15 protein-coding genes are annotated in these 16,833 nt (G+C 63.2%); 10 read left to right on the top strand and 5 right to left on the bottom strand.

The window, feature by feature from the left end; genetic code table 11:
• The first annotated feature begins 384 nt into the window (after positions 1-384).
• The 7 genes from topA (at position 385) to rpmG (ending at position 8,776) form a co-directional block, all read left to right on the top strand.
• Positions 385-3,024 carry a type I DNA topoisomerase gene (gene topA / locus AC0L2M_RS15990; RefSeq protein ID WP_128168997.1) on the top strand — a complete coding sequence of 880 codons (2,640 nt, stop codon included), beginning with the start codon at positions 385-387 and terminating at the stop codon, positions 3,022-3,024.
• 6 nt (positions 3,025-3,030) lie between these two features.
• Positions 3,031-5,337, top strand: a complete 2,307-nt coding sequence (gene rnr, locus AC0L2M_RS15995; protein ID WP_128244822.1) for a ribonuclease R — start codon at positions 3,031-3,033, stop codon at positions 5,335-5,337.
• Positions 5,337-5,789 carry a DUF983 domain-containing protein gene (locus AC0L2M_RS16000; protein WP_128244821.1) on the top strand — a complete coding sequence of 151 codons (453 nt, stop codon included), beginning with the start codon at positions 5,337-5,339 and terminating at the stop codon, positions 5,787-5,789. Before rnr ends, AC0L2M_RS16000 begins: the two co-directional genes overlap by 1 nt.
• Before the next feature lie 73 nt (positions 5,790-5,862).
• Complete coding sequence (locus AC0L2M_RS16005; protein WP_473535324.1) at positions 5,863-6,597, top strand: NUDIX hydrolase; 735 nt, start codon at positions 5,863-5,865, stop codon at positions 6,595-6,597.
• 21 nt (positions 6,598-6,618) lie between these two features.
• Complete coding sequence (locus AC0L2M_RS16010) at positions 6,619-7,794, top strand: MFS transporter (RefSeq protein ID WP_473535325.1); 1,176 nt, start codon at positions 6,619-6,621, stop codon at positions 7,792-7,794.
• A gap of 105 nt (positions 7,795-7,899) precedes the next feature.
• Positions 7,900-8,355: a hypothetical protein gene (locus AC0L2M_RS16015; protein ID WP_128244819.1), complete on the top strand. Its 456-nt coding sequence runs from the start codon at positions 7,900-7,902 to the stop codon at positions 8,353-8,355.
• A gap of 253 nt (positions 8,356-8,608) precedes the next feature.
• Positions 8,609-8,776, top strand: coding sequence for a 50S ribosomal protein L33 (gene rpmG, locus AC0L2M_RS16020; RefSeq protein WP_006201775.1), 168 nt, complete (start codon positions 8,609-8,611; stop codon positions 8,774-8,776).
• Positions 8,777-9,165: 389 nt separating this feature from the next.
• Here the strand turns inward: rpmG and AC0L2M_RS16025 are convergent, their stop codons facing one another.
• Together AC0L2M_RS16025 and AC0L2M_RS16030 are read right to left on the bottom strand one after the other, a co-directional pair.
• Entirely contained in the window at positions 9,166-10,539 is a 1,374-nt protein-coding gene (locus tag AC0L2M_RS16025; RefSeq protein ID WP_023801084.1) for a PleD family two-component system response regulator, read from the bottom strand.
• Positions 10,540-10,572: 33 nt separating this feature from the next.
• Positions 10,573-10,929 carry a response regulator gene (locus AC0L2M_RS16030; RefSeq protein WP_287247952.1) on the bottom strand — a complete coding sequence of 119 codons (357 nt, stop codon included), beginning with the start codon at positions 10,927-10,929 and terminating at the stop codon, positions 10,573-10,575.
• Positions 10,930-11,178: 249 nt separating this feature from the next.
• On the opposite strand from AC0L2M_RS16030, the gene AC0L2M_RS16035 reads away from it, so the two are divergent.
• The gene (locus AC0L2M_RS16035) at positions 11,179-11,478 is read left to right on the top strand and encodes a DUF3572 domain-containing protein (protein WP_128168995.1); all 300 of its coding nucleotides are present in this window, start codon (positions 11,179-11,181) and stop codon (positions 11,476-11,478) included.
• 24 nt (positions 11,479-11,502) lie between these two features.
• On the opposite strand, the gene AC0L2M_RS16040 is transcribed toward AC0L2M_RS16035, so the two are convergent.
• Together AC0L2M_RS16040 and AC0L2M_RS16045 are read right to left on the bottom strand one after the other, a co-directional pair.
• The gene (locus AC0L2M_RS16040) at positions 11,503-12,996 is read right to left on the bottom strand and encodes a hypothetical protein (protein WP_473535326.1); all 1,494 of its coding nucleotides are present in this window, start codon (positions 12,994-12,996) and stop codon (positions 11,503-11,505) included.
• A gap of 150 nt (positions 12,997-13,146) precedes the next feature.
• Positions 13,147-14,571 (bottom strand): S8 family serine peptidase, encoded by a 1,425-nt coding sequence (locus AC0L2M_RS16045; protein WP_473535327.1) that lies wholly within the window; start codon positions 14,569-14,571, stop codon positions 13,147-13,149.
• A gap of 125 nt (positions 14,572-14,696) precedes the next feature.
• On the opposite strand from AC0L2M_RS16045, the gene AC0L2M_RS16050 reads away from it, so the two are divergent.
• The gene (locus tag AC0L2M_RS16050) at positions 14,697-15,239 is read left to right on the top strand and encodes an RNA polymerase sigma factor (protein WP_023801080.1); all 543 of its coding nucleotides are present in this window, start codon (positions 14,697-14,699) and stop codon (positions 15,237-15,239) included.
• Positions 15,236-16,027 carry an anti-sigma factor family protein gene (locus AC0L2M_RS16055; RefSeq protein WP_128168992.1) on the top strand — a complete coding sequence of 264 codons (792 nt, stop codon included), beginning with the start codon at positions 15,236-15,238 and terminating at the stop codon, positions 16,025-16,027. The genes AC0L2M_RS16050 and AC0L2M_RS16055 overlap by 4 nt, the downstream gene beginning before the upstream one ends.
• Here the strand turns inward: AC0L2M_RS16055 and AC0L2M_RS16060 are convergent.
• Complete coding sequence (locus AC0L2M_RS16060; RefSeq protein WP_287378086.1) at positions 16,009-16,584, bottom strand: hypothetical protein; 576 nt, start codon at positions 16,582-16,584, stop codon at positions 16,009-16,011. The genes AC0L2M_RS16055 and AC0L2M_RS16060 overlap by 19 nt on opposite strands.
• Positions 16,585-16,833: the final 249 nt, after the last annotated feature.

Genomic DNA, 16,833 nt, shown 5'->3' on the forward strand with positions numbered 1-16,833 from the left:
CCGATCCGCCAATCACCATCGCGTGGCAAGTCGCAGACGGCCGCTTGCCACGCCTGTCTCGCCCGTCAACGTCGCATCATGCCGCCCGTCTCTTCAAACCAGGGCTGGCGCGTGATCGATGTTTCTCTTATATCGGCGGAAGTATTTGTCCCGTTCTCCCGGATTCATTGCCGGTTTGTCCAACGATCAGGGCAGCCGCTCTCCCTATCCAGGATAGCGGATATCACATGACGCATCCCTAGGTTGCGCGCTCAAAGCAGGACTGCATTTTGGGCGCTTCCCCTTGACCGGATGCAAAAGCACGGCCATGTGAGCGACAATTATACGAGATTTCGTCGCGCGCAGCGGAATTCTTCTGCCGCACCACAGCTGATATGAGACCTCATGGACGTCGTCGTCGTCGAATCGCCGGCCAAAGCGAAGACAATCAACAAGTACCTCGGAAAGAACTACAAGGTCCTGGCCTCGTTCGGCCACGTCCGCGATCTGCCGGCCAAGGATGGCTCGGTGCGTCCGGACGAGGATTTTGCCATGTCCTGGGCTGTCGACACCGCCTCGAGCAAACGTCTTGCCGACATCGCCAAGGCGGTCAAGGACGCCGACGGCCTGATCCTCGCCACCGACCCGGATCGCGAGGGCGAAGCCATTTCCTGGCATGTTCTGGAAGTGCTGAAGCAGAAGCGCGCGCTGAAGGACAAGCCGGTCAGCCGCGTCGTCTTCAACGCCATCACCAAATCGTCGGTGCTGGAAGCGATGGCCAATCCGCGCCAGATCGATGCGCCGCTGGTCGACGCCTATCTCGCCCGCCGCGCGCTCGACTATCTCGTCGGCTTCACGCTGTCGCCCGTGCTGTGGCGCAAGCTGCCGGGCGCCCGCTCCGCCGGCCGCGTCCAGTCGGTGGCACTGCGCCTCGTCTGCGACCGCGAATTGGAAATCGAGCGCTTCATCCGCGAGGAATACTGGCAGATCGCCGCCATTCTCGGCACGCCGCGCAAGGATAATTTCGAGGCGCGGCTGACCGCCTTCGATCGCAAGAAACTGCAAAAGCTCGACATTTCGAACAAGGCGCAGGCCGACGACATCAAGGCGATGCTGGATGGCGCGACCTTCAAGGCGCTGTCGGTCGAAGCCAAGCCGACCAGGCGCAATCCAGGCCCGCCCTTCACCACCTCGACGCTGCAGCAGGCCGCCTCCTCGCGCCTCGGTTTTTCGGCAAGCCGCACCATGCAGGTGGCGCAGCGGCTCTATGAAGGCATGGACATCGGCGGCGAGACCACCGGCCTGATCACCTATATGCGAACCGACGGCGTGCAGATGGCGCCCGAGGCGATATCAGCCGCGCGCGATGCGATCGCAAAAGAGTTCGGCCCAAAATACCTGCCCGAAAAGCCGCGCAACTACACCACCAAGGCCAAGAACGCCCAGGAAGCGCACGAAGCCATCCGCCCGACCGACTTCATGCGCACGCCGGCTTCGGTCAGGCAATATCTCGATGCCGACCAGGCGCGGCTTTACGAGATTGTCTGGAAACGCGCCATCGCCAGCCAGATGCAGCCAGCCGAGATCGAGCGCACCACGGTCGAAATCGAGGCGGTCAACGGCGCCCGCAGCGCGGAGCTTCGCGCCGTCGGTTCGGTCGTTCGCTTCGATGGCTTCATTGCCGCCTATACCGACCAGAAGGACGAGGATGCGGAAGACGAGGAAGACCGCCGTCTGCCCGAGATCCGTGCCGGCGAACAGCTCGACCGCGAGGCCATCAACGCCACCCAGCACACCACCGAACCGCCGCCGCGCTATTCGGAAGCCTCGCTGATCAAGAAGCTGGAAGAGCTCGGCATCGGCCGGCCGTCGACCTACACGGCGATCCTGAAGACGCTGGAGGACCGCGACTACGTCAGCATGGACAAGCGCAAGCTGTTGCCGCAGGCCAAGGGCCGACTGTTGTCGGCCTTCCTCGAGAGCTTCTTCGAGCGCTATGTCGAATATGACTTCACCGCCTCGCTCGAGGAAAAACTCGACGAGATTTCCGACGGCAAGCTCGCCTGGAAGGATGTGCTGCGCGATTTCTGGAAGGATTTTTCAGGCGCCGTCGCCGACATCAAGGAATTGCGCGTCACCGACGTGCTCGACGCCCTCAACGAGGAACTGGCGCCTCTGGTGTTTCCCGCACGGGAAGACGGTTCAAATCCGCGGATCTGCCCGAAATGCGGCACCGGCAACCTGTCGCTGAAGCTCGGCAAATTCGGCGCCTTTGTCGGCTGCTCGAACTATCCCGAATGCTCCTTCACCCGCCAGCTCGGCGACGCCGCCAACCCCAATGCCGAAAACGGCAATGGCGAGGATGGCACCAAGGTGCTGGGCAAGGACCCCTACACAGCGGAGGAAATCACGCTGCGCAGTGGTCGTTTCGGGCCCTATGTCCAGCGCGGCGACGGCAAGGAAGCCAAGCGCTCCAGCCTGCCCAAGGGCTGGACCGTCGATTCGATCGACCACGAAAAAGCCCTCGCCCTGCTGTCGCTGCCGCGCGACGTCGGCAAGCATCCGGAATCCGGCAAGATGATCTCGGCCGGGCTGGGGCGCTACGGTCCGTTCGTGCTGCATGACGGCACCTACGCCAATCTCGACAACATCGAGGACGTGTTCTCGATCGGTCTCAACCGCGCCGTGTCGGTGATCGCCGAGAAGCAGTTGAAAGGCCCCGGCGGTCGCAATGGCGGCACGCCCGCCGCCTTGAAGGAACTTGGCGAGCATCCGGCGGGCGGCGGCAAGATCGTCGTGCGTGACGGCAAATACGGGCCTTATGTTAATTTCGGCAAGGTCAATGCGACGCTGCCGAAGGGCAAGGACCCGCAGTCGGTGACGATCGAAGACGCGGTGGCGCTGATTGCCGAAAAGGAAGCCAAGGGCGGCAATGGCGGCAGAAAGCCCTTCCGCAAAGCGGCCGCACCTGCCAAAAAGCCTGCGGCCAAAAAACCGGCGGCCCAAAAAATGGCGGCCAAGAAAGTGGCCAACAAAAAGGGATAGTGCATCGTGGCGCGCAGGGTATCCGGAAGAAGTCATGGCGATCTGCGCACCGCCGACACCCGGGCCAAGGTCAAGGATGATTACCGGCCGTCCCGCGACGAAATCCTACGCTATATCGCCGAAAATCCGGATCGCTCAGGCAAACGCGACATCGCCAAGGCGTTCGCACTGCGCGGCGAGGACCGTATCTGGCTGAAGGACGTTTTGCGCGACTTGCAGGATGAAGGCCTGCTGACCAAGGAGCGCAAGCGGCTCGCCCGCGTCGGCTCCCTCGCCCATGTCGCCGTGCTCGACATCTTTGGCCGCGATGCCGACGGCGTCCTTTTGGCGCACCCAACCGAAGCGGTGGGCAACGGCGAGCCTCCTGTCATAGCGATACGCGTGTCGCGCGGCGGCGGCGGCCCGACACCGGGCATTGGCGACCGCGTGCTGGCCAAGACCTTTCCAACCGATGATGCGACCGGCCCTGCCTATACCGGGCGGGTGATGAAGATCTTCGAGAAGCGCACCGATGCTGTTCTCGGCGTTTTTCGCGTGCTGCAGGACGGTACCTTCCGCATCGAGCCTGTCGAAAGGCGCCAGCCGGAGCTGGTCGTCGACAAGGAATTCCAGAACGGCGCCAAGAACGGCGATCTGGTCGAGGTCGAGCCGGCGCGGGCCTCCCGCTACGGGCTGCCCAGGGCCAAGGTGCTGGCGGTGCTGGGTTCGCTGACCAGCGAAAAGGCGGTCTCGATGATCGCCATCCACGCGCACGACATTCCGCATATTTTCCCGGCAGACGTCATCGCCGAGGCGGAGGCGGTCAAACCGGCGACGGTGGCCGGCCGCGAAGACTGGCGCGACCTGCCGCTGATCACCATCGATCCGGCCGACGCCAAGGACCATGACGACGCCGTGTTCGCGACAGCAGATCCAGACGAGAAGAACCCCGGCGGCGTGGTCGTTACCGTGGCGATTGCCGATGTCGCCGCTTACGTGCGCTATGGCACCGCGCTCGACCGCGAGGCGCTGAAGCGTGGCAACTCGGTCTATTTCCCGGATCGCGTCGTGCCGATGCTGCCGGAGCGCATCTCCAACGACCTTTGTTCGCTGCGCGAAGGCCAGGACCGCCCGGCGCTGGCGGTCCGCATGACCTTCTCGGCCGATGGCCGCAAGCTCAGGCATTCGTTCCACCGCATCATGATGAAATCGGCGGCAAAACTCGCCTATCGCCAGGCGCAGGCCGCGATCGACGGCGCGCCGGACGACAAGACCGGCCCGATTCTCGACACGGTGATGAAGCCGCTGTGGGACGCCTATGCCGTGGTGAAGCGCGGTCGTGAGACGCGCCAGCCGCTTGAGCTCGAACTGCCGGAGCGGAAAATCCTGCTCAAGGAGGACGGCACCGTCGACCGCGTCGTCGTGCCGGAGCGGCTCGACGCGCACAAGCTGATCGAAGAATTCATGATCCAGGCCAATGTCGCGGCGGCCGAGACGCTGGAGGCGAAACGACAGGCGCTGGTCTACCGCATCCATGACGCACCTTCGCTGGCCAAGCAGGAATCGCTGCGTGAATTCCTGCAGACGCTTGGCCTTTCGCTGGCGCGCGGCGCCCAGATGCGGCCAAACCAGTTCAACGGCATCCTGGATCGCGTCCGCGGCGCCGACCATGAGGGGCTGGTCAACGAGGTGGTGCTGCGCACGCAGATGCAGGCCGAATATTCGCCAAGCAATATCGGTCATTTCGGCCTCAACCTGAAACGCTATGCGCACTTCACCTCGCCGATCCGCAGATATGCCGACCTGATCGTGCATCGCGGGCTGATTGCCGCGCTCGGCTTCGGTGCAGGCGGACTGACGCAGGATGAAGCGGAGCGGCTGGAAGAAGTTTCTGCGCTGATCTCAGCCACCGAGCGCCGCGCCATGGCCGCCGAGCGCGACACGGTCGACCGGTTGATCGCCGCCTATCTGGCAGAGCGTGTCGACGATCGCTTCGATGCACGCATTTCGGGCGTCACCAAATCGGGACTATTTGTCCAATTGCCGCAGTATGGCGCAGATGGTTTCATTCCGGTGTCAAGTCTGGGCGGCGATTACTATATATACGACGAAACTGCCCGATCGCTTTTCGGAGAACGCACCGGCAAGGGCTATCAGCTTGCCGACCGCGTCGAGGTTCGCCTGATCGAGGTGGCGCCTATGGCCGGCGCGATGCGTTTCGAGATGCTGACCGACCCAAAGCCGCTGCCCGGCTCCAAACGGTCGTTTCACAAGGCCAAGGGCCGCGCCCGTGCGTCGCAATCGCGTCCAGGCTCGCGCGGCAGGAGACGGTAATGCCAAGCGATCTGAAAAAGAACGAACAGGTTTTCGGCGGCCAACAGCACTCGGGCCGGATCGCCCGCCCGCTGTGGACGGCGATGAAGCGTGGCGCGCTTGGCCGTTGCCCGCATTGCGGCGAGGGAAAGCTGTTTCGCGCCTTCGTCAAGACCGTCGACAAATGCGATCATTGCGGCGAGGCGCTTCATCACCACCGCGCCGACGACCTGCCGGCCTACCTGGTGGTGGCCATCGTCGGCCACATCGTGCTCGGCGCCTTCATGGGTGTCGAAGCGGCCTCCACTCTGTCCACATGGCAGCACGTCGCCATCTGGGTGCCGCTGACCATCCTCATGGCGATCGTCTTGCTGCAGCCGGTCAAGGGCGCCGTCATCGGCCTGCAATGGGCGTTCTATATGCACGGCTTCGGCGGGGAAGAAGATCTGATCGAGTCGCATCCCGAGGCTTGAAACCGAGGCTGGCGCAAATCGGCATGGCTGGACGCCACTTTCGCATCGAAGAAGATTCCGCTAGGTCGTGCGCATGGACGTTATGACCAAGGCGGAAGTCGACAAGGTTGAGCCGATCGCGCTCGACGCCAGGCCTATACGCCCGCGTGACGCCGCGACGCTGATCCTGCTCGACCGCAAGGGCGCCGAGTTCCTGGTGCTGATGGGCAGGCGCCACGCCGGTCACGCCTTCATGCCGGGGAAATTCGTCTTTCCCGGTGGCCGCACCGATCCGGCCGACGGTCGAATTCCCGTTGCCACAGCGCTGCACCCTGAGGAACAGGCGAGGCTGACCGCCGGCGTCGGCCGCACCAGCCCGGCCCGCGCCCGCGCCATCGCCCTGTCGGCCATTCGCGAGACCTATGAAGAAGCCGGCCTGCTGATCGGCCAGAAGGGCGCCTTCGCCACGACCAGGCGCGATTGGCAGGGTTTTGCCGAGCACGGCGTGAGACCGTCGCTGGAAGCGCTGCGCTTCATCGCGCGCGCCATCACCCCGCCGAACCAGGTGCGGCGCTTCGACACGCGCTTCTTCAGCGCCTGGCGCGAAGACGTCGTCGTGGAGTTGCCCGACGGCGGTCCGACCAACGAGTTGGAGGAACTGGTCTGGCTGCCGCTCGCCAAGGCCAGAGAAGCTGATGTGCCCGACATCACCAGGGCTATCCTGGGGGAGCTGGACAAGCGGCTCCTCGACGATCCGCTGCTGCGCCCCGGTGGTTTCGTGCCGTTCTACCGGCTTGTCGGCAATCGCTTCGTTCGCGAAATTCTTTAGAGCATAGAGCATTCACATCCCATGACAGTCGATACCCAGCAAGAGGTCGAAGATCGCGTCCATTGGCTGCCGATGATCGCGGCGATCTCGTCGATCAGCGTCGTCGGCATCGCCATCGGCCTCGGCATGCCGCTGCTCAGCGTCATTCTCGAAACGCGTGGCCATTCGGCGTCGATGATCGGCTTCAACACCGCTGTCGCCGGCCTCGCCTCGATCGCCGGCGCACCGCTCGCCACCCCGCTGGCGATGCGGTTCGGCGTCGCCAGGACGATGCTCGCCATGATCGCGACCGGAGTGCTGGCCTTTGTCGGCTTCCATTTCGCACCGGACTTCTGGATGTGGTTTCCGCTGCGCGTCCTGCTGCACATCGCGCTGACGGTGCTTTTCATCCTATCGGAATTCTGGATCAGCACATCGGCGCCGCCGCACCGGCGCGGTCTCGTCCTCGGCATCTACGCCACCGTGCTGTCGCTCGGCTTTGCCGCCGGGCCGTGGCTGTTCGCCCAACTCGGCAGCGCCGGCTTCCTGCCCTTCGGCGTCATCATGGCGCTGGTGACGCTGGCCGCCATTCCAGTTCTGGCGGCACGCAACGAGAGCCCGACGATCGTCTCCAACGGCGAAACCAGCAACTTCCTGCGCTACATCTGGCTGGTGCCGACGGCGACCGCTGCGGTGCTGGTGTTCGGCGCGGTCGAGACCGGTGGCTTTGCGCTGTTTCCCGTCTATGGCAACCGCATCGGCTACTCCGAGGCCGATGCCGCCCTGCTGCTCACCATGATCGGCCTCGGCAACGTGCTGTTGCAGATCCCGCTCGGCATGATCAGCGACCGTGTCAGCGACCGCCGCTATCTGCTTCTGGCCTGTGCAACCATCGGGCTTGCCGGCACCATCTTCATGCCGCACTTCGCGCAGAACTGGCATCTGATGGCGGCGCTTCTGTTCGTCTGGGGCGGCGTCGTCGCCGCCATGTACACGATCGGCCTGGCCCATCTCGGCTCGCAGCTTTCCGGCCACGACCTGGCCTCGGCCAACGCTGCCTTCGTGCTCTGCTACGGTGTCGGCATGGTGCTCGGCCCGCAGGCGATCGGCATCGGCATGGACCTTTTCGGCCCCTCCGGTTTCGGCTGGGCGCTCGGCTTGTTCTTCGCCTTCTATATCGCGCTGGTCGGCGCCAGGCTTATCCGAAAAATCCTGTAGAAAGACCCGATCGATGCCTCAGGTGGCGCAAGGCTGCTGACATAACCGTGTCAGCAGCACCTGGGTAGATTGTCAGCAACACGCCACGAATTTGAGGATGCCGCCATGATCGACTCCGGGTTTGAAACGAAATCGCTGCGGATGGAATTGCTGCTGCTTGTGACCTTCCAGGCGCCGGCTTCCGATGTCGACCGTATCATGGAAGCGGTAGTCGCGATCGCCCCGCTCACCACGGGCAAATACGACAGCAATGCCTACCAGTCGGCGCACGGCATCGAGCGCTACCGGGCGCTCGAAGGTGCTGCCGCCGGTGCCGAGACCGAATTGCTCAGACGGCATGGCACGGTGGAAGTGTCGTTCGAGCTGCCCGACGACCAGGCGTTGGCCGCCCGCATCGTCGAGGCGATCTTCCAGGTCCACACCTATCAGGAGCCGGTGATCCGCATCCAGCCGATCCTCGCCAGCCGCTCCAAGGGATTGGACGACCGCTCGAACCCGAACCGCTGGTGGAACACCACGGGAGACTGGAAGAAGGCCGCTCCAGTTAAAGAAGATGCGTAGAATCGGAACGCGGCCGGATGAGGGGTGCTCCGGCTTGGCACCGACAGCACTCCGTCCAACACCCCTCTTCCGTCTCGGCGCTACGCGCCGATCCACCTTCTCTCACAAGGGGAGAAGGAAGAGGCCGGCTCACAGGGTGTCTCACAGGGTTGACTTTCCGGGCGCGTTGTTTATGTGTCGCGCCAAGTTCCCGCGTCCGGGTGTTTCCCGTGCTCCAGCGGCCAAGACTCCACGAACATAATGGACTGATACAATGGCCAAAGCCGCAAACATCAAGATCAAGCTTCTGTCGACCGCCGACACCGGTTTCTTCTACGTCACCAGCAAGAACAGCCGCACCAAGACCGACAAGCTGTCGTTCCGCAAATACGATCCGGTCGCCAAGAAGCACGTCGAGTTCAAGGAAACCAAGATCAAGTAATCTGCTTTCCTGCTTGAGACAAAAACGCCGCCCCGTGGGCGGCTTTTTTGTTTTCAACGCTCGAAAAGTCCAGCATTTCCAATGCTTGGCGCAGTGACTTGATGTCATTTTGAGGTTTGGGGGCCGGCCGGCGTTTGGCAGCGGTACGAGGAGGCCACTATGTGCCAGCGCCGGCCGGCCGACCCCACGGACCCAGGAGATGCGGCGGACCTGAATCATGGGGTATTCTTCGGATCGATCCGGCGATCTAGCCTCGCGCCGGTCCCGTCATCGGCCTGCACATTTGCGCAACAGCCTGCGAAAATCAACAATTTCTTAACCAAGCCCGGCGAATCGCTTGCGTTAAGGTAAATTCGTAACCCTGTCACATTGACAGGATAATCGGACTTTTACGCCGCCTTGGCGACGACCCGGTTGCGGCCGGCGCTCTTGGCTTCGTAGAGCGCGAGGTCGGCCCGCTTCATCAGCCCTGCAACCGAGTCGACACCCTTCAGCACCGACGACACGCCGACGCTGACGGTAACCTCGATCGTCTTGCCGTCCTGACCGACGGCAAACGGCATCTGGGCGATCTCGGCGCGAATACGCTCCGCGACCTTTTCGGCGACCGCGCCGTCCGTGTCCGGCATCACCACGACGAACTCCTCGCCACCGAAGCGGCAGGCGAGATCGATGCCGCGCACATTCTTGCGCAGCCGCCGCGCGAATTCGCGCAGCACCTCGTCGCCGCCGTCATGGCCATGCGTGTCGTTGACGGTCTTGAAGCGGTCGAGATCGGTGATCATCACCGACAGCGGCCGCCGGCGCGCCACGGCGCGGTCGAACAGTGTCTGCAGATGGCTGTCGAGGTAACGGCGATTGTGCAATCCCGTCAGCGGGTCGGTCACCGCCATCTCGATGGTCTGGGTGACGCTGGCGCGCAACTGGTCGTTGTAGCGCTTGCGGCGCACCTGCGTGCGCAGCCGCGCGGTCAATTCATGCTGGTCGATCGGACGCATCAGATAATCGTTGATGCCAAGCTCGAGGCCGCGGACGATGCGTCCCTCCTCACCCTGCTCCGCCAGAAGGATGATCGGCACGAAACGGGTGCGATCGAGCGAACGCAGTTGCGAGCAGAGCCTGAGCGGATCGAAATCGGCAAAACCCGTCGAGATCATCACGCATTCATAGGGCGTCTCGGCGGCCTGGAAGAAGCCCGCATGCGGATCGGTGGCGATGTCGAGGTCGGCGCTGCTGCGCAGCATCTTCTGGACGCGCTCAATGGAGGATTTGCGCTCGTCGATCAGCAGAACCTTCGGCGTGGTGTCCGCGGACGCGAAGTTGCGGCTCAACAGCTCCTCGATGCCGATATTGCGCGTGGTCGAGGCGCGCAGGCGCAGCTCATCGGTCAAAGTCTTCAGCCGGACCAGGCTTTTGACGCGGGTCATCAATTGCAGATCGTTGACCGGCTTGGTCAGAAAATCGTCCGCACCGGCCTCGAGGCCGCGCACCCGGTCCGAAACCTGGTCGAGCGCGGTGATCATGACGACCGGGATGTGCGACGTCGCCGGATCGCTCTTCAGCCGGCGGCAGACTTCGAACCCGTCCATGTCAGGCATCATCACGTCGAGCAATACGACATCGACCTTGCCGTTTTCACAGGTCTCGATTGCGTCCGGCCCGTTGGTGGCGGTCAGCACCTCGAAATATTCGGCAAGCAGCCGGACCTCGAGCAGCCTGACATTGGCAGGGATGTCGTCGACGACGAGGATCCGTGCAGTCATCTCATAAAGCTCCGGCTGGGCTGGAAGGGCGCATCAGGCGTCGCCCAGGTAGGATTTGATGGTTTCGATGAAACGCGGCACCGAGATCGGCTTGGAAATATAGGCTTCGCAGCCACCCTGGCGGATACGCTCCTCATCGCCTTTCATCGCGAATGCGGTGACGGCAATGACCGGGATAACATGGAGGTCGTCGTCCTCCTTCAGCCATTTGGTCACTTCCAGCCCCGACACTTCGGGCAGCTGGATGTCCATCAAAATGAGGTCCGGCTTGTGCAGTCGCGCCAGATCCAGCGCTTCCAGACCGTTGCGCGTGCGTACCGTCTCGTAACCGCTCGCTTCAATGAGGTCACGAAAGAGCTTCATGTTGAGCTCGTTGTCCTCGACGATCATGACCTTCTTAGGCATCAAATTCCCGTCCCGGCCTGCCTTCCGCTCGAAGGATGCCGCCATGCGCCCTCGCCGGTACGCACCAAACCCTGCTCAACTCTACCGCGAGATAATTGACGAAACGGAAACCGGCTGCCGGAAAAGCTTCGGATTTCACCGCGAACTCCGCATTGCAGAGACAGATGGCTTGCCGCAGGCGACGCTTGCGATTACTGCCAAAAACAGACTCATTCAACCCACAAGAAGGTAGTGATGGCAAACCCAGGGTCAATGCGCGAGGAAGCGGAAACCATTGCCGTGAAGGCATTGGGCTTCGTCGCCGCCGATCCGGAACTTCTGCCCCGCTTCCTGGCGATCACCGGCATCGAGGCGCATTCGATCCGCCAGGCCGCCGGCGAGCCGGGATTCCTGGCCGGCGTGCTGCAGTTCATCCTCGCCCACGAGCCGACGCTCATGCGGTTCGCGGCGGAAACCGGCACGCCGCCGGCTTCCGTCGGCAGGGCGCTGCGGGCGCTGCCGCTTGGCGACGACGATCATGAGCATTCGATATAAGCGACGACCGGATCGCGAAAACGCCTACGGCGTCGTTTCTTCTTCGCCGTCGTCGCCGTCATCATCCGCAACCGGATCGGCCGGTTTCACCATGACACCATTGACGGTGACCGACCCGTCCGGCTTGCCGTTGACGACCCATTCGATGCGGCCGTCCGGCAGCGTCTTGCCGAATCCCTTGATCGCAAGCGCCACCGGCACATATTGCGCGGCTTCCGGCTCCGACTTCGCTGCCGCCTGCAGGCTTTCCACGATCCTGTCATAGCCTGCGACATCGATGGTCACATTGGCCTCCGGCTTCATGCCGGCGAAGGTCATCTCGCCTTCCATCGCGATTTCCATATCGCCGTTTTTCACCGTGCTGTGGCCGATGACAAATTTCGGCATCCTGGCCATGAAATCAGCGGTCAAGGTATCGCCGAAGTCGGCCGGCAGCGGTGGATTCTTGTTCAGATCAAAGGCTTCGATCGCCTTCTTCGCCATGCTGTCGAGATCGATATTGGCGCCGCCGAAACTCAGATTGACATCGGTCGGCAGCAGCGCCGTGCTCCAGGCGGGCGCGAGATTGTCAGGGATCTTCAGTCCCGCGGCCCTGATCGAGTAGTTGATTGCTCCGTTCTGGGCGATGCCGTCGGTCCCGAAGCCTGTGTCCAGCTCAGTCGCCCCGAAAAGCCCGACCGGGCTTTCGACGGTGAGATCCTTGAACCCGTAGGTTCCGTCGAGCCGCTCCCACAGCGGCAGCGCGGCGAGCAGGAGCGATTTGAGCTGCGCCTGGTTGGCCTTCAGTCTGGCCTCGTCTTCATTGGCGACGGCAAATGCCAGCAGATCGAGAAGCGGCCTGGTCCGCACGCCTTTGCCGGTCGCGTTCACCGACAGGTCTGGCGATTTGATCGTGAGCGGGAATTTCAGCCCGCTCTTGGGATCGTCAAAGTCGAGCGCCTCGGCGAAATCGGCGAGCGTCTGCGTCGCGGTGAAATCGACGCCGCCATTCGCAGCTTTGCTTGCGTTCATGGTGGCCGTACCGGCGCCGGTGCTCACCTTGGCGCGCTGCACGGCGTCCCGGGAATTCATCGTCATCCCGGCAATCGACTGTGTGGCGCTGGTGAAAGCCGCCAGTTCGGGATCGTAGACGCCGGAAAACTTGCCGTCTGTAATCGAGAACTGCATGCTCTGCGGGCCCTCTGGCCCCTTGAACTCGAAGGACCCGCTTTGCGACACGTCCGCCGAGACGCTCCATGTCCCGTTGCTGCCTGGCTTGACGAGCAATGCGTAGGGGCTGAAGTCGAACTTGAAGGAATTCTGCGCCGCCAGCAGGTCGACGACAGGTTTGAAGTCGACGGCGAGTTTATAGGCGTCGCCTTCCACCGAAACCTTCAGGAAGCCGCTGTCGATCGCCTTGCTGCCGAAATAGCGGGACAGATTTTCGGAGAGCTGCTTGGCACCCTCGCCGTCGACGGTCTGGCCGAAGGCAGGCGCGCTGAGCGCGAGGACAAAGACGGCCGGCAGAACACGATTCACGCAGAATCTCCGTTGCTGTTTCTGTGGTAAAAACTCCAGCCGCAACCGTAATCGGAAACCGTCGGGGTGCAATCCCCTCGTTGGGGCTGGAAGCCGGTCTATAACCAGCCTTCGCCCTCCGCGCTATCCTCCGGCATCGACAGTGGAGCTTCAGGTCGCCTTCTTCGACGTGACGAGGCAAGCGGCGCTGGCATTGAGCAGGCCCCAGCCGAAGACGTCGTCCTTGCCCGGCGCGCCGAGATCTTCCGCCGACTTGCCGAGCGCGTCTTGAATATCGGCTGCGGTGGCGTTGCCGTTTGCAGATTTCATCAAGGCAGCGGCTGCGGTGACGAAGGGCGCCGCGAAGGAGGTGCCGGTCTTCGGCCGTGCGCCGCTGACCGACGCGGCCGTCCATACTTGGACGCCGGGAGCGGCCAGGTCGATATGCTCGCCGCGGCCGGCGCGCCTGTAGGGGCGTTTCATGCGGTCGACCGCCGTCACCGCGATCACTTCAGCATAGGCCGCCGGATAGGCAGGCCCGGCTTTTGGGCCGCCATTGCCGGCGGCGGCGACGATCACCATGCCGCGTTCGGAGAGTCTTCGGACAACCTGCTCGAGAAGCGCATTCGCAGGACCCGACAGGCTCATATTCGTCACCTGCACGCCGCGCGCCGAAAGAAGGTCGAGCGCGCGAAGCAGATCGTAGGCGTCCGAGCGGTCATCCTGGCGATCGCCCCGATGAAACGCATCGACCGCGATGAGCCTGGCGTGCGGCAGCAGGCCGGGAGTACGGCTGTCGGCGCCGCCGACAAGCAGGGCCGCGACGGCGGTGCCGTGCTGGCGGCCGGACTCGGGAACGCCGTCGTCCGACAGGCGAAGAACTTCGACCCGGCCTTTCGAGAAGGCGTCATGCGCAGGATTGATCGCGGTGTCGATAAGGCCGATCGTGACATTGCCACCGCAGCCGGCTGGCAGTCCGCTACCGGCCGGCCAGCCGATCAGGCCCGCGGCGGCGCAGTGCGGCCCGGCACATTCAGCTTCCTGTCCGGGCCGGTAGTAATGCACGAAATCTGCCGTCGACTGCGGAGCGGCATCGATGACAAGATCGCGCGCAACCTCCAGCGGCATGTTGGGTGGAATGCGCAGCCGAATCAGCTCCGATCCAAGAAGCTGAATGTCGGCACGATCCAGTACGGTGAAGCCGGTTGCCTGAAGCCGACCGATCTCAGCCGAATTCAGCCCGGTCGCCACGATCTGGTCCGGTACCCGAGACGGCAAAGGGGCGGCTGGCCGTTGCGCGCGCCTGCCGCTGCGCCTTGGCGGGCGCGGAAGAAACCGATCCGTCAGCGCGCGAAATAGGTTCGGGCCGGTCGATCGGCTGGACGTCGTTCGCGACCCACCGGGCGAAGCGCCGGACCGACCGCCGTCATCACCACCGCCATCGTCACCGCCACCGTCGTCATCGGCCAACGCCGATCTTGGTCCGAACTCGCCGAGCGCCAGCTGGCCGCCCGGCGCCTGAGGATCGACGAGCAATGCGACGGCGACCCAGAAAAGCAGCAGGGCTTTTGGTCTCAACCAGGAGGTGGTGCGCATGGTCTCCCTCACATTTCCGGCCGTCGCCGATTTTCAACGTCGCGAGGCTAGCGGAGCTGTCCGGCAATAAGCTAGCCTTGCGAGGAACGGGCGCGGGGCCGCTTTATTCCAGAACCTGGAGCAACATGCCGGAACAAGCCGACCGCGTCCAAGATCAGCTTGTCGCTTTTCTGCCGAATCTGCGCCGGTTCGCGATTGCGCTGTGCCGGTCCCGCGACATCGCGGACGATCTTGTCCAGCGCGCCTGCGAACGGGCGCTCGCCAACGAGCAGCGTTTCGAGCCAGGGACGCGCTTCGACGCGTGGATGTTCAAGATTCTGAGAAATCTGTGGATCGACGACATCCGCAAGCGCAAGGTCGCCGGCCCGCAGGACGATATCGACGAGCGCCATGACATCGCCGGCGTTTCCGGTGAGCGCGAGATGGAGGCGCGGCTGGCGCTGAACAGCGTGGCGCAAGCCATAGGCGAGCTCGCCGCCGACCAGCGCGACGTGCTGCTTCTGGTCTGCGTCGAAGAGCTTTCCTACAAAGAGGCCGCGGAAGTCCTTGCCGTGCCGATCGGGACGGTGATGAGCAGGCTGGCCCGAGCGAGGAGGAATCTGGCGGAGGCGACTGGAATATCTTCGGCGCCCACCCGTTCTCCGGTCACAAAAGGGGCTGCAAAATGACCGAAGAGACTTTTTCGGACGAAATCCTGATGCGGTTCGCCGACGGTGAGCTTGATCCAGACATGGTCGCCAGGATCGAGCAGGCGATGGAAACGGACGACCGTCTAGTTGCCAGGATTGCTGTGTTCATCGAAACCAGAGCGCAGGCGCAGGCCGCGCTGAAGCCGCTGCTCGACGAGCCGGTTCCCGAAAAACTTGTCGCGGCCGTCGAGCAGATGATCGAGGCCAGGCGTGCCGGCGAGAAAGCGGCGACGGCATCGATATTGCCCTTCGGCAGCAGGCGCTTGGCAGGGCCTGCTTCGAGGTCTCGATGGATGCTGCCAATTGCCGCCTCTCTCGCGGCGGCAATTGGCGGCGGGCTCGCCGGCTATTGGGCAGCAGGCACCAACGAACGCACGCAGGGCGGCTTGTGGGTTGCCGGCGTCATCAGGCCGGGCTTGGCCCAAGCCCTTGAAACGGTCGAGTCCGGCAAGGAAATCAAGCTCGCCGGGATCAGCGACCGGTTCCGGGCCATCGCTACGTTCCGTAACGATTCGCAGGATTTGTGCCGCGAATTCGAGGTCGACTCGCAGGACCGCTCCACGGTGATGTCGGTCGCCTGCCGTTCCGGCGACGAATGGCGCGTCAGCTTCGCGGTCGTGGCGCCCGGCGACGCCGGAGGCTATGCCCCGGCCTCGTCGACCGAAGCCCTCGACGCCTATCTTTCGGCGATCGAAGCAGGCGCTCCGATGTCAGCCGAGGAGGAAGTCAAAGCGCTGGACGAGATCCGTCAAAAGGACCGGAAGTGAAACTGCGACGGCCCGGCCCGCTCTGACCCGGCTTGCTCTGGCCCGGCTTGCTCTGAAATGGAATCCAACTTTCTTTGAATGGAATAAAGCCGGCGATCGCCCGTTACTCCGCCGGGCCGCAACTGCCGGTCCGGTCTGAAACAAGGAGTAACTACCATGACAAGACACTGGAAGCTCAAGTCGACACTGGTCGCAGGAATGGCAGCGCTCGCGAGCACCACGGCGCAGGCGAAGGAGTCTCCCACGGGGGCGCCGGAAACCGAGCGTCCGCCGGCCGCAATGTCCAGCCAAAGCGACGGTTCCTTCATCCTCGCTGGCAACAGCTCTTCAAATTCGAGCTCCAATTCGTCGTCCAACGGTTCGTCGAATTCCAGCTCTAATTCGTCGAGCAATTCGAATTCGAACTCGTCTTCGAACTCCAGCTCCAATTCCTCGAGCAACTCGAATTCGAACTCATCGTCGAACAGTTCCTCCAACTCGAACGGTTCGGATCGCGGGTGGTCGCGCAACTGGCGGCGTTGACGCGGGCCGGGCGATAGAGCGGCGGCGCGCTTCAACTTGTGTCCGCCGCTTCAAAACAATCCACAGACAAACGGGGGCCAGCCGGCCCCCGTTTCGCATTCGCTGTTGGCCTCGCTCTCGCGCACAGAGGATTTGGTGTCGACGGTCGCTGTCGGCCGGCCCGCAACCATCGATCTCCAACGTTGGCGAGTAGCCACACGCTACTACACCTTCGTCATCCTAGGGCAAGCAAGGAGCGAAGCGACGCGGCGCAGACCCTGGGATCCATGCCGTTACGCCAGTCG

The organism is Mesorhizobium sp. WSM4806 (genome assembly GCF_055811635.1).

What these genes read in the sequence shown, in the direction of transcription:
- AC0L2M_RS16055 (WP_128168992.1), top strand. Translation starts at nt 15,236, where the DNA reads ATGACCGAAGAGACTTTTTCGGACGAAATCCTGATGCGGTTCGCCGAC.
- AC0L2M_RS16035 (WP_128168995.1), top strand. Translation starts at nt 11,179, where the DNA reads ATGGCAAACCCAGGGTCAATGCGCGAGGAAGCGGAAACCATTGCCGTG.
- AC0L2M_RS16050 (WP_023801080.1), top strand. Translation starts at nt 14,697, where the DNA reads ATGCCGGAACAAGCCGACCGCGTCCAAGATCAGCTTGTCGCTTTTCTG.
- AC0L2M_RS16030 (WP_287247952.1), bottom strand. Translation starts at nt 10,929, where the DNA reads ATGATCGTCGAGGACAACGAGCTCAACATGAAGCTCTTTCGTGACCTC.
- AC0L2M_RS16015 (WP_128244819.1), top strand. Translation starts at nt 7,900, where the DNA reads ATGATCGACTCCGGGTTTGAAACGAAATCGCTGCGGATGGAATTGCTG.
- topA (WP_128168997.1), top strand. Translation starts at nt 385, where the DNA reads ATGGACGTCGTCGTCGTCGAATCGCCGGCCAAAGCGAAGACAATCAAC.
- AC0L2M_RS16045 (WP_473535327.1), bottom strand. Translation starts at nt 14,571, where the DNA reads ATGCGCACCACCTCCTGGTTGAGACCAAAAGCCCTGCTGCTTTTCTGG.
- AC0L2M_RS16010 (WP_473535325.1), top strand. Translation starts at nt 6,619, where the DNA reads ATGACAGTCGATACCCAGCAAGAGGTCGAAGATCGCGTCCATTGGCTG.
- AC0L2M_RS16000 (WP_128244821.1), top strand. Translation starts at nt 5,337, where the DNA reads ATGCCAAGCGATCTGAAAAAGAACGAACAGGTTTTCGGCGGCCAACAG.
- AC0L2M_RS16025 (WP_023801084.1), bottom strand. Translation starts at nt 10,539, where the DNA reads ATGACTGCACGGATCCTCGTCGTCGACGACATCCCTGCCAATGTCAGG.
- AC0L2M_RS16005 (WP_473535324.1), top strand. Translation starts at nt 5,863, where the DNA reads ATGGACGTTATGACCAAGGCGGAAGTCGACAAGGTTGAGCCGATCGCG.
- rpmG (WP_006201775.1), top strand. Translation starts at nt 8,609, where the DNA reads ATGGCCAAAGCCGCAAACATCAAGATCAAGCTTCTGTCGACCGCCGAC.